At 67.2% G+C, this 12,560-nt stretch carries 8 protein-coding genes and 1 pseudogene; 2 read left to right on the forward strand and 7 right to left on the reverse strand.

From position 1 onward, the window contains the following. Positions 1 to 51 precede the first annotated feature (51 nt). Positions 52 to 1,212: a type ISP restriction/modification enzyme gene (locus C0R66_RS20020; RefSeq protein ID WP_338418203.1), complete on the reverse strand. Its 1,161-nt coding sequence runs from the start codon at positions 1,210 to 1,212 to the stop codon at positions 52 to 54. Beyond that, positions 1,181 to 4,837, reverse strand: a pseudogene (locus C0R66_RS16870) (DEAD/DEAH box helicase); the annotation flags it as partial. The pseudogene C0R66_RS16870 and the gene C0R66_RS20020, both read right to left, overlap by 32 nt. A gap of 351 nt (positions 4,838 to 5,188) precedes the next feature. Between C0R66_RS16870 and C0R66_RS16875 the strand changes: the two are divergent. Further along, on the forward strand, positions 5,189 to 6,361 hold the full coding sequence (locus C0R66_RS16875) for a Fic family protein (RefSeq protein ID WP_101525673.1): 1,173 nt from the start codon (positions 5,189 to 5,191) through the stop codon (positions 6,359 to 6,361). 887 nt (positions 6,362 to 7,248) lie between these two features. Here C0R66_RS16875 and C0R66_RS16880 read toward each other — a convergent pair. Together C0R66_RS16880 and C0R66_RS16885 are read right to left on the reverse strand one after the other, a co-directional pair. Further along, the gene (locus tag C0R66_RS16880) at positions 7,249 to 8,733 is read right to left on the reverse strand and encodes a dihydrolipoyl dehydrogenase family protein (protein ID WP_101525674.1); all 1,485 of its coding nucleotides are present in this window, start codon (positions 8,731 to 8,733) and stop codon (positions 7,249 to 7,251) included. After that, a complete protein-coding gene (locus C0R66_RS16885) occupies positions 8,730 to 9,314 on the reverse strand; it encodes a hypothetical protein (protein WP_101525675.1) in 585 nt (194 codons plus the stop codon). The genes C0R66_RS16880 and C0R66_RS16885 overlap by 4 nt, the downstream gene beginning before the upstream one ends. Positions 9,315 to 9,449: 135 nt before the next feature. Between C0R66_RS16885 and C0R66_RS16890 the strand changes: the two genes are divergently transcribed. Then, entirely contained in the window at positions 9,450 to 10,040 is a 591-nt protein-coding gene (locus C0R66_RS16890) for a TetR/AcrR family transcriptional regulator (protein WP_101525676.1), read from the forward strand. A gap of 174 nt (positions 10,041 to 10,214) precedes the next feature. On the opposite strand, the gene C0R66_RS19115 is transcribed toward C0R66_RS16890, so the two are convergent. From C0R66_RS19115 to C0R66_RS16900, 3 genes are read right to left on the reverse strand one after another with little or no spacing between them, the layout of a single operon-like run. After that, positions 10,215 to 10,517 (reverse strand): IclR family transcriptional regulator domain-containing protein, encoded by a 303-nt coding sequence (locus C0R66_RS19115; RefSeq protein WP_199286726.1) that lies wholly within the window; start codon positions 10,515 to 10,517, stop codon positions 10,215 to 10,217. Next, the gene (locus C0R66_RS19120; RefSeq protein WP_199286727.1) at positions 10,517 to 10,972 is read right to left on the reverse strand and encodes a helix-turn-helix domain-containing protein; all 456 of its coding nucleotides are present in this window, start codon (positions 10,970 to 10,972) and stop codon (positions 10,517 to 10,519) included. Before C0R66_RS19120 ends, C0R66_RS19115 begins: the two co-directional genes overlap by 1 nt. Continuing rightward, positions 10,969 to 12,495 carry an APC family permease gene (locus C0R66_RS16900; RefSeq protein ID WP_199286728.1) on the reverse strand — a complete coding sequence of 509 codons (1,527 nt, stop codon included), beginning with the start codon at positions 12,493 to 12,495 and terminating at the stop codon, positions 10,969 to 10,971. Before C0R66_RS16900 ends, C0R66_RS19120 begins: the two co-directional genes overlap by 4 nt. Between the last annotated feature and the right edge of the window lie 65 nt (positions 12,496 to 12,560).

Raw genomic sequence — 12,560 nt, forward strand, 5'->3', positions numbered from 1 at the left:
GGAAGCCTCCATGCCCGGCAGCGAACTGGGTCTGCTGGACTCGGTACTTCACTAAGCCTCGCCGATCGTGAGTTTGGGCAAGTCGTCCACGATCCTCATCGTCAGCACAGACACTTGGACCACACGCGCGAGCAAGTCGAGGATGTAGCGGGGGTCGCCGATCTCGCGGGACCAGTCATTAGGGTCGTTGAGGATGCCAGATGCTTTGTCGGTCTTGATCACGTAGCGGTCGATGATCCACTCGAGTGCCGACCGGGAACCGAGCTGGTAGCGATACGCCTCTGCGGGAATCGCACCCACGGTCAGTCGGTCGTTGTAGTGCAGGACCGTCCTGTCCTTGCCCTTGTCACCGAACCGCATCTTCTTGGTGCCTACGGCGAAGTATGCGAACGGGTCGCCGGCCGGCTCGACGTCCGCCAGCGGGACGTGCGCCTGGCCGGTCGAGACGACCAATGGGTACGGCGCCACCGACTCGTAGCCGATGTGCAACTCGCTCAGCGCCCGGCCCGCGTCGGCGAACGCGCGCGCATCTGAGGCCGTAGAAACCAGCGGCACGCGGGGCAACATCTTCTTCAGGTCCGCGGCGTATCGCTCGCGATAGTCGGCGGAGTGCAGCAGGCCGTAGACGTAGAAGAACACGTCATCCTTCGTCCACTCGGCCCCATACGCTGTACGCCATTTCATGAGGGCGGCATCGTCGATGTTGTCGATACGGCGATAGCCGTCGATCACCTCGCCGTCCTTCGAGCCCAGGTCAAGGGTGCCTTCCTGGGCGAGCGGTTCCCAGCTCCAGCGGGGGAAGAAGCGACCCCCGGAGCCCGCCCCAGTCACGTGCAGGTCCGGAATGACGTCGAGCATCAGAACACTGAATGGGTGTGCGGAACTCGCGCCCACGCTATAGAACCCGACGTTGCGGTGCTTGTGCGTGGGGAACAGAGCAGGCACGGACGCCACTCGGTTGTTCAGCACGTGGTCGAGGTAAAGGTATTGGCGAGCGAAAGGCCGGTACTGAGCCAGACGGACTGAGGAGCTCGCCCATTCGAGCTGTCTTCCTCGTTCCATGTGCTTGCGGATATCGCCCCCCCCAACTTCCACGAGCCAAATCGACGGCTGCGTCCCATGACTTAGAGCGTCGCGTCTCTTCGTAGTAGTCGATGTGCCGTGCAACTCTGCTCCGCAGAGCGTCACGTGAGCTCGCGTACACCCATGCATCTCGGTTAGTCCCGACCCCGAGTGTGCTTTCGCGGAACACGCCGCCACTGAGAGCGAGATAGGACTCGAAGTCGGCTCCACGCTGCTGAAGCCAGTCACCGTGCTCGTTGGGTGTGATGCTAACGGCTTCGAGACTCAGTATCCCGTGAGCGTCGGCGACTTTGGCTAGCTTCTCGTCGCGGGTGAGGGAGTCGCCAATGTCGATGTAACGCACGATGGCGGGGCCGTGGCTGTGCGGATTCTTGACTAGGACGGTGATCGCCACCGTGGCCCTAGACCCGCCACCAAAGACCTTGCCTCCCTCCCGGCGGCTCTGCTCACCAGCGGTGCGCTGGTTGCCACGCAGGTTGAACACGTGGATGGTCGAGAACTCATCGGCGAGAGCGAGCCGCATACCGTCGGCCGTGTTGGCGTCAAGCCAGCCGCCGTTGGTGACGAACGCGATCACCCCGCGGTCCTTAATCCGCAGGGAGGCCCACTTGATAGCGCGGATGTAGGAGTCATAAAGCTTGTAGAGCATGTTGGCGCTCGATCGGGCGGCGTACGTCTCGCGGATGGCGGCGTCGATGGTCGGGTAGGAGGCGTTCGCGTTGTCGTCGTTCGCGCTGTCCTGGCCGACGGAGTAGGGAGGGTTGCCGACGATTACTGTGATCGGGAGTGCGCGCTGGCGGGTTATGCGTTCGTTGTTCTCGGGAAAGATGTCCAGGTCGTCGCGGTCGCCGTCCTCGTAGGACTGGAAGGTGTCCGTAAGCACGAGCCCCGGGAAAGGTTCATAGACGCCCGGTGCGGCGCCGTCGTCGTTAGCGAGGGCGGCGTACGTGGTCTCGATGTTGACGGCCGCGATGTAGTAGGCCAGGAGCAGCATCTCATTCGCGTGCAGTTCCGAGGCGTACTTGCGAGCCAGGTCGTGCGGCTCGATCAGGCCGGACGCGAGTAGGCGGGTGATGAAGGTGCCGGTGCCGGTGAACCCGTCGAGGACGTGCACGCCCTCGTCGGTGAGGCCCTGTCCGAACTCGGCGCGCAACACTTCGTCAGCGGAGCGAAGGATGAAGTCCACGATCTCGACCGGGGTGTAGACGATCCCGAGGCGGTCGACGGTGCGCTTGAACGCGGTGGCGAAGAACTTGTCGTAGAGCTCCACGATGATTCGCTGCTTGCCCTCCGCGTCCTGGACGCCCTCAACACGGCGGCGAACAGACGCATAGAAGGAGTCGAGCGACGCCTGCTCGGAGGTGAGGTTGTGCCCCTCGAGCGAGGCGAGCATCAGTTCCATGGTGTGGGCGACGGGATTGTGGGCTCTGAAGTCGTAGCCGTCGAAGAGCGCCTCGAAGACGGGTGCAGTGATGAGGTGCTGAGCGAGCATCTCGATCGCCTCGGCGCGGGTAATCGACTCGTTGAGGTTGCCGCGCAGGCCGGCGAGGAACGCCTCGAACTCCTTGGCCGGGGCCGAGTCCGGATCGGACAGGAGTCCGTTGATGCGGATGATGTGGGCGTGCGCGATGTCCGCGACGTCCTTGGCCCAGGTCTCCCAGTACTTCCGCTCGCCGACCTTCTGCACAATCTTGGCGTACATCGCGTCGCGGAAGCCGTCGAACCGGTAGTCCAGGGCCAGCTGCTCGGACTCGGGCCCGTCGTCTGAGTCCGGCTTGTCGCGGCCGGGGGTGACGTCGATGATCCGGAGCCGGTCGGGCTTGCGCCTATTGAGCTCGATCTGGTTGATCATCGCGTGGAACCGCTCGTCGTGTGAGCGCAGTGCCTGCAGCACCTGCCACACGACCTTGTAGCGGTCGTTGTCCCGCAGCGCGTCCTCGGGCGACAGTCCGGAGGGGACCACGATTGGCAGCACGATGTAGCCCAACTGCTTGCCGGGCGCCTTGCGCATTACCCGGCCCACGGACTGCACCACGTCTACCTGGGAGCCGCGCGGGGTCAGGAACAGCACGGCATCCAAGGCGGGGACGTCCACGCCCTCTGAGAGGCAGCGGGCGTTGGTCAGGACCCGGCAGGTGTCGTCCGGTGTTTTGGCCTTGAGCCAGGCGAGGTGAGTGTTGCGTTCGTGGATGCCCATGGTCCCGTCCACGTGGGCGGCCTCCACCCGCAGTTCGCCGTGCGCGTCGTCCTCGTCCTGCCGGGCGCGGTCCACCATGACCGGGAACGACTCGGACGCCTGCTTGGAAGCCTTGATGTCCTTCGCGAACGCCACCGCGCGGCGCATCGGCTGACCGTCGTCGCCGTCAAGGTCGTCGGTGCCGAAGTTCTTGCGCAGTCCGTTCCAACATCCGATTAGCTTGGCGGCGTCGCCGAGAGCGATCTCACCCGACTGGGCCATCGCGGACTGGAAGTTCTCGGCCACGTAGGTCTCGTCCACAGACAGTACGAGCACCTTATAGTCGGTGAGCAGATCGGCCTCGACCGCGTCGCCGAACCCGAGGCGGTGCAGCTCCCGGCCGTAGATGTCGGCGTTGCCCATGTCCGCCAGCACGGCTTCGGCGTCGGTGGCCTTGCGGCGGACGTCGTCACCGAACACCCGTGGGGTGGCCGTCATATACAGGCGCCGGTCGGCCTTGAGGTATTCGCCGTCGTGGACCTTCACGAAGTGCGACTCGTCCTGTCCCGCGAGCGTCACGCCGGTCGTGCGGTGCGCCTCGTCGCAGATCACCAGGTCGAACGCACCCACGCCGAGCTTCTGCGCGTTCACGACCACATCGATGGACTGGTAGGTCGCGAAGACAACCGTCATCCGAGGGGAGGCGTACTTTCCGGTCGCTATGCGGGCCGCGAGAGTCGCGGCGTCGGTGGTCGCCGGCTCCGTGAGGTCCACCGTGGACAGGTCCGTGTCGTCGGAGTTCTTGCGGCCTACCCGGACATCGGAGCAGACCGCAAACGGGCGAATCTCCACCTCGCGGTTGACCATCCACTCCCGCAGCGACTGCGACATCAGCTGGATGGACGGGACCAGAAACAGCACGCTGCCGCCCTCGCCGACGAGGTCCTCCGCGATCCGCAACGAGGTGAAGGTCTTGCCGGTGCCACACGCCATGATCAGTTTGCCGCGGTCGGTGTCGGCGAGACCGGCGCGCACGTCCTCGAGTGCTGCGTTCTGGTGCGGACGGAGCTTCTTCGGCCCGGTCGTCGGTAGCACGTCGGGGGTGGACCACGAGTAGTCCGACCAGTCGATGCCGGCGTCCTCGAAGTAGCCCATGCCTACTCGCTGCACCGGAACCAGTTGGCCCTCGAGTGTGTCGTCAGCGTTCTTCGACCACCCCTTAGCGGTGTCGAAGATGTAGCGGGCACTGAACTCCGCCTTCGACGATGCTGATAGGAAGGAGTCGATGTCGCCCTTCGCGACCGTGCCGCCCGCGCCGTAGAACTTGCACTGGATCGCGGCGTAGGTGTCGGACTCGCGCACCTTAGCGACCAGGTCGATGCCCGTGTCAGGTCGGTTACCGCGCAACGGCCAGTCCGTCCACGTCCAGACGTCCTCGAACTTCGCCGTCCACTCGGGGTCCGTGCGTAGGAACGACTGCACCAATCGCTCGAACTTGTCCCCCTTGTCACGCTGATCGAGGGCAGAGGCCCGGAGCTCCCCAAGGACTTCATGGATCGTCACGGACATGGGATGCATCTTGCCCTGCTGGCGTTGCCCAGCGCAGCAGAGCCCAGGACTTGCGCACGCAAGCCCCGGTCTGCCGGACTGCCGGACTGCGGTGACTGGGTAGCGGCCACAACCTGGGTCATCAGAGGATGCCTACCGAAGCGGCGGCGCCCACCGGCCCGTCTGTGTCACTCGTACTGTGCTCCTTAGGGCTAGAGCGCGTAACTCCTTACGAGTGCATCTCGATAGTTGGTGCGACCTAACGTCGGTACGCGATCCTTAGGACTTGGGACGTAGGACCTTCTAACTCTTGGGTCGATGTAAGGCCCGTCCGAAGATGACAAGAGTGTAAGTTAGGTCAACCTGCGATACTCTTAACGAGTGGACGTGGATGCGCTTCGATCAAGCCCAGTAGGCCGGCTGGTGCCGATCAACGGGCATGACGAGCAAGGCAAGGAGTTCTCCTATTTTGCGTTCCTCCCCGACCCCCTACCCAGCGAGATTGTGCTGTCGTCCGCAACATGGACGAAGGTGGCTGAGGCGTCGGAAGCACTGGGGCGGCTGCATCAGGCCTGTGCTCCGTTGCCGAACCCCGGCCTCCTCATCGCTCCAGCGCTGGTGAAGGAAGCAGTCGATACGTCAGCCCTCGAAGGTACCTACGGGGCCGTGGCGGACGTATTGGAGGCGCGCCTGTCCGATACGCGTCCACGATCTGCAGAAATCGCGGAGATTCGTGCCTACGAGCGCGCCGCCTACTTGGCTTTCGACTGGGTCCGCGAGCGACCGATTACAGTGAGCCTGCTGGCTGACTTGCAGGGCATCTTGGCTGCCGAATCCAAGGAGCCCCAGCGCGATCCCGGCCAAGTGCGCCAACACCAGGTTGTGATTGGGCCTAAGCACGGGACTGTCTACGAGGCTAGATACATCCCGCCACCGCCCGACGACCGATTGCAAGCGGGTCTTGACCAATGGGAGCAGTGGCTAGAGCAGGACTTGCCCCTTCCGCCTGCCCTACGTGCTGCACTGGCGCACTACCAGTTCGAATCCCTCCACCCGTTTGGTGACGGCAACGGTCGCCTTGGGCGACTCGTGATCGTGTTGCAGTTGCTTCGTGCCGGGACCATCTCTGAGCCTGCCATCACCATCTCCCCCTGGCTGCGAAAGCGGCGCGACCAGTATCAAGCCCACCTACTCGACGTGAGTCGAACGGGCGATTGGGACCCTTGGGTGACATTCTTTTGCCAGGCTCTGTGTGAACAGGCGCGGGCGCATGTGGCTGTTGTCGAGACTCTGATGGGTTGGCTCGTCGAGACACGTCAGACTCTCTCGGAACGACACTGGACTGGAACAGTCGTCAGTATCGTGGAGGACTTGGTGGACTGGCCCGTCATCACCTCGCCGTTCGTGCAACGGAAGTATGGCGTCAGCGCGCCCACGGCGAAGTCCGCGATCGACCGACTGTGCGAGATCGGAGTGCTCCACGAGTTGACCGGTCGCACATACAACCGAAGCTTCGGAGCGCGGGCCGTGATGGACGCGGTCGAACGGCTGTAGCAGTAGGTTGGCGGACTCACCTGATGACCGAAGCAATGAACCTGGCTGCTGCCAATGATCGCTATGGCCGTCCCCTTGGTGTCGGCTCACCGCCTTCCCTCGGCCACGCCGTGGAAAGCGCGTGCCAACTGCGACGACCTATTGAGCGATCTCTCTAACTTCCGCCAACGCCCCGGTGTTGCGTGCCCAGCGACGCCGATGCAGGCAATCCAGGGGCTCCACGAGTGCCCCGTCGAGGGCCCTTGGAACGATCGCCGGTCAGACCCAGATCGGCAGACACCCGGGCAGCGACTGTAGATACAGGGTCGTGTTGGAAGTTGCATACACGGCGCCGTCGAACTGCTCGTGTGGGACGCAAGCCAGAAAGAGCGACTCTCCTTGCTCGCCGTTCCGGCGCGTGGCGCTCTTTGGGTTCTTTGGGTAGCTACGCGCGCGGGCGGGGCAGATCCATCACCTACTCACCGCAAATGACGATAGACGACGGGAATCAACGAAGCCAGAGATGCGGCATCCCGGCTCGCAAAGCGGGGCTGACCTGCAAGGACGACGCCGAACGCAAAGTTTCGAAAAGCAGGCCTACGGATCAGAAGGTTTGGGGTTCGAATCCCTACAGGCGCACAGATCAAGACCGCATGACCTGCTCAAACGTTTCATCCAGGGTCGCTCTCCATCCGGGGAGCGGCCCTTCTCCGTCTCAAGAACCGGCCCAAGTTCTCTTCGCGCGCCGGCGGTCTGGTCCCGGTGATCGCACACCATCCGCGCTGTGCACCGCGTGCTGCGATCCGCGATGAACGAAGCGGTACGCCGCCGCCGGCTCGCTGCGAACCCCGCCCTCATCGCCCGCCCACCGCGGGCGAGCAGCGTTCAGCGCGGAGTGGGGTGGGGCATCAGTGGTCGCGACCGTCGGTCTCGAGCAGGCGGAGCCAGATCTCGCTGATGGTCGGGTACGCCGGTACGGCGTGCCACAGCCGCTCGAGCGGGATCTCGGCGGTGACGGCGATCGTGGCCGCGTGCAGCAGCGCGGCGACGTCGGGGCCTACCGCGGTGAAGCCGACCAGGACGTTTCGCTCGGCGTCGATGACCATCCGGGCCTGGCCGCGGTAGCTGTCTGCGTGCAGCGAGGCGCCGGCGACGGCCCCCAGGTCGTAGTCGGCGACCCGTACCTCGATGCCGGCGGCTGCCGCGGTCTCGGCGGACAAGCCGACGGCCGCGACCTCGGGATCGGTGAAGACCACCTGCGTGACAGCACGTTCGTCCGCGGTGACCGCGTGCCGTCCCCAGGCGCTCAGGTCGGGACGGTCGCCGCGCGCCCGTGCGGCGATGGCGTCGCCCAGGGCACGCGCCTGGTACTTGCCGTGGTGGGTCAGCAGCACCCGCGCGTTGACGTCGCCCGCGGCGTACAGCCATCCGCCGTCGACCGGCATTCCAGCCTCGTCGACCACAGCGAGGGACTCGTCGACGGCGAGCCAGCCGCCCGCGGCAAGGCCGAGGTGGTCGAGGCCGAGGTCCTTGGTGTTGGGCGTGCGTCCGGTCGCGACCAGGACCTCGTCGGCCGTGACGACCCCACCGTCGCCCATGGTGAGGTGCACAGCGCCCTCGGCGTCACGACGGGCCGCGGTGGCCTCGGCCTCCAGGTGAAGGGTGACTCCAGCGGCCTCGAGAGCTGTCGCCACGTGCTCGCCGGCGAACGTCTCGACGCCCGGGAGCATCCGGGTCCGGGATATCACCGTCACCCGAGAGCCGAGCGCGCTGAACGCGGTGGCCATCTCTGAGCCGACGACACCACCCCCGATGATCGCCAGCCGCTCCGGGACCGTCCGGACGGCAGCGGCGTCCCGGCTGGTCCACGGCTTCACCTCGGCCAGACCCGGTATCGGGGGCACCTGGGCCGAGGTGCCGGTGGCGATCACGACCGCCTGTCGCGCCGCGAGCACGGTGGTCGTGCCGTCGGCGTGGGTCACCGTGACGCTTCGGCTGCCGGTGATGCGCCCGTTGCCGCGGACCAGCGTGATCCCCACCCCTTCGAGCCAGCCGACCTGACCGGCGTCGTTCCAGTCCGAGGCGAACCGGTCGCGGCGACGCAGTACGGCGTCGACGTCCAGCTCGCCACTGACGGCCCGACCGGCGGCCGGGAGCGCTCGGGCGGCTCGGACGGCGGCGGCGTCGCGCAGCAGCGCCTTGGTGGGCATGCAGGCCCAGTAGGAGCACTCCCCGCCGACGAGCTCGCGCTCGACGATCGCTGCGGTCAGGCCGCCTTGCACCACCCGGTCGGCGACGTTCTCGCCGGCCGGGCCGGCGCCGATGATGACCACGTCGTACGTCTCGGGGGCCCCTGCCGCACCGGTGGCGGAACCCGGAGTCGTGGCGGTCATCGCTCAACGCTCACGTTGCTGCGGTGCAGCCGGAACGCGGAGACCCCGAAGAAGATGCCGCCGAGGGTCGCATATCCGGCGAGACTGGCCAGCGAGGCGTTGCCGTCCGAGGCCATGGCGACGAAGCTGCCGCCGGCGAGGACCGAGATCCCGCCGCTGAGGATCATCGGCCATTGACCGCTGAGGCCGCGGCGCTGGACCGCGACGACCAGCTGCACGACGCCGGCGGTAATCGCCCAGGCGCCCCACACCCGCAGGACGTCGGGGATCCCAGAATCGATCGCGACGCCCAGCCCGATGGCGGCGGCCAGGCTCAGGGCCATGTTGACGAGGAGCGGGACCCGCTGTCGCGTGGCGCCCGACGAGCGGAGGTCGTAGACGGCGGCGCCGAGGTCGACGAGCGGATAGAGGACGAGGAGCGTGACGGTGAACGGGTTCAGCTCGGAGGCGCTGGTGGCGAGCAGGCCTGCCCAGGCGATCGCGAACACGAACCGGGCGGCGTAGAGGTTGCGCAACGCCGAGGTGCTGGTGGCGGGCGCGGGCCGGGCGGTGACTGCCTCGGCCTCGGTGAGCTGGGACATCGGATCCTCTTTCTCGGGGTGAAGTAGGCGGATAGACCGATCGGTCTCCTTCAGAGTGGGGCACGACGACGCTGGATGTCAATACCGACCGTTCTATCTGCTAACGTCGGATCCCTACCAACGAGAAGGAAATGGATGTCCGAGGCACGCGCACGACTGCTCAGCACGGCGAGCCGGCTGTTCTACGCCGAGGGGCTGCACTCCGTCGGCATCGACCGGATCATTGCCACAGCGGGGGTGACCCGAGCGACGCTCTATCGGCACTTCGCCAGCAAGGACGACCTCCTCGTTGCCTACCTGACGCAGAGCGACGAGATGCTTCGCTCACGTGTTGACGGCTTGCGAGGCTCGGGCGAGCCGACCGAGGACGTGATCCGAGCCGTGGCCGAAGCGATCGCCGAGGACATCCAGCGGCCGGGTTTCCGCGGCTGCGCGTTCCTCAACGCAGCGGCCGAGTACCCGGACCCCGCCCACCCGGTGCACCGCGCGGTGATCGAGCACCGCGACTGGTTCCTGGCCACGGTCGAAGAGCTGTTCGCCGAGACCGGCAAGCCTGACGCGGGGCCTGCCGCCCGCCACTTCGTCATGCTGCGCGACGGAGCCATGGCCGCCGGCTGCCTCGCCGACCCCCAGGTCGTCTGCGAGACCTTCCTGCGCGGCGTCGAGGGGCTGCTCGTCTACCGGAGTCGAGACGATCTGAAAGAAGCTCTACGGCAGCAGGCATAGCTGTGCACCCGCGATCGCATCGAGCACCACGCGTCTAGGCAGCCGCACAGGCGAAGCGTCGACCGTTGGCGACGGCTGGTCGCTGCGGTTCTTGCATCTCCGGCCCACGTGGCGGGACGTGAAAGCACCGATCGAGCCGACGAAACGGCGCTCTCGCTTCCCGCGAGCAATCAGCTACAACCGCCCGGTGAGCCGGGTGGCCCCCTCGACGACGAAGCGGAGCAGGCCGGGGTCCTCGGGCCGGACCCGCTCGTCAGAGCCCTGCAGGTAGAGGCCGCCCACCACGAAGGCGGACGAGTCGCGGATGGGGACGGCGAGGGCTGCCCGTCCCAGTCGGGTCTCCTGCCGCTCGTAGGCGTACCCGGACCGGACCACGCTGCGCAGCTCCTCCTCGAGTCGGCCGTGGTCCACGATCGTGTGCTCGGTGAGGCGGCGCAGCTCGCACTCCGGCCGGTGCTGCGGGTGGTGCGCCAGCATCACCTTGCCCAGGGCGTTGGCGTGCGGCGCCTGGGCGAGCAGGTCGACGCCGACAATCTCGTGCTCGGGTCCTGGTCCACCAGGCGCAGCCGGCCCCGGGCGAACGACGCGACGTGTATGCCGAAGCGGGTCTGGCTCCGCAGCTCCTCGGCCACGTCGTGCAGCTCAGTGCCGGTCCCGCCTCCCGCAGGCTGGACGAGCTCGGTGATCCGGCGCCCGAGGGCGAACCCGGACAGGTCGGGAACCCGCACCAGGTAGCCGTCGGCGACGAGCTGGTTGAGCATCCGGTACGCCGTCGCCGGGGGCACCCCCGCCAATGTCGCGATCTCCTTCGCGCTGGTGCCGGGGCCGAGCTGGGCGACGGCCTCGAGCATGCCCAGCGCCTTGCGCACCGCACCGGGCTGACGACCGGTGAACCCGGTCTCGTCCTTCGCCGCGTCGCGCGACGGGCTCACGCCGACTCCCGAGGCCAGCGGGTGGCACGGTCGGCGACGATGCGGTGCCGGCCGTCGTCGCCGAGGACGAGCACTCCCGCTCCCGGCAGGATGTCAGTGGTCTCCACGGTGTCGAAGACGCCGAGAGTGGCCAGGCTGGCGGGCCGCAGCCGGTGCAGCACGGCGTACCAGACGGTGCCGGCACAGGCGGTGAACAGGACGGTCGCGGGCGCCACCCAGAGTCGGTGCAGGACGGCGTCGACCGTGATCGCGACCAGCAGTCCGGCTCCGATCGTGGCCACGGTGATCGCGGCCAGCCGGGTGGCCATCGTCAGCTCGCCGATCCGGGCCAGGAACCGCCACGACGCGAGCGCGACGAGCGTGTAGGCCACCACCAGAGCGACCTCCACGACGGCGTCGAAGGTGCCGGAGTCGACGCCGAGGAACGCGCCGTGCAGCGCGCTGCCGCAGAGCCCCACCACGGTGAACACCCCGACCGCGACGTACGGCGTCCGGAACCGCACATGCACCCGGGACAGGGCGTGGGGCAGGACCCGTTCCACACCCATCGAGTACAGCAGCCGCGAGCCGGCCTGGGCGCACCCGACGGTGCAGGCGAACCACGAGCAAGCGATGCCGATCTTGACCGCCAGCACCACGCCCCACGCGACGCCGGCGTCGACCCCGCCGAAGTAGGCGTCGACGATGACGGAGCCACGACCGAGCAGCGCGGCGCCGGCGGCGAACACGAACAGCAGGCCGACGATCACCGGTGCCACGAGCACCGTGCGGGTGACGGTCACCAGTGGCCGCTTCGCCTCGGGCCCGAAGAACGCAGCGCTCTCGAACCCCGCCATGGACAGCACGGTGACCATGGCCAGGAACGGCATCAGGCTCAGCGGGGCCTCCGGCACCGAGACGCTCGCGCTCGCGGTGGCGCCCGGGGTGCCGACCATGATCGCGACCACGAGCAGCAGCGAGCAGGTCTCGGTGATGAGGATGGCCCGGGTGGCGAAGCGGACGCCCCGGACGGTGATCACCATGCCGGCCGCGGCGACCAGGACGATTGCCGCCAGCCACGCGCCGTACCCGTCGACGCCGTGCCCGAGCAGCCCGGCGATGTCGAGCAGGGTCCCGCCCGCCTGGATCAGCACCGAGACCGAGATGCCCAGGTAGCAGAGCAGCAGGGTCGCGCCGGCCGTCAGCGTGGTCCGCGGGCCCAGTCCCTGGAAGACGAAGCTGTAGAGCGAGCCGGCTGCCGCGCACCGGCGGGTGAACTGGCTGATGCAGAACGCCACCAGGCCGACGACGGCCGTGGTGGCCGCGATGGTCACCAGACCGGCGACTCCCGGACGGCGGGTGACCATCCACAGCGCGATGTAGACCATCCCGGTGGCGGGCGCGATGGTCGACAGCGACTGCCCGATCAGGTCGATCGGCGAGAGCTGGTGGCGACCCAGCGCGCGCAACGGGCTGAGCACCGGCCGTCCCGTCCGTTCGGTACGCCGCGCTCGGTCGATCGCATCCCGCAGTGCCGTCGCCACGTCCCATCCCATCCCCGTCGGATCCGACGGTCCTCGACGCTAGGGCACCGGGATTTCCCCTGTGT

The organism is Nocardioides houyundeii (assembly GCF_002865585.1).
Taxonomy (GTDB): Bacteria; Actinomycetota; Actinomycetes; order Propionibacteriales; family Nocardioidaceae; genus Nocardioides; species Nocardioides houyundeii.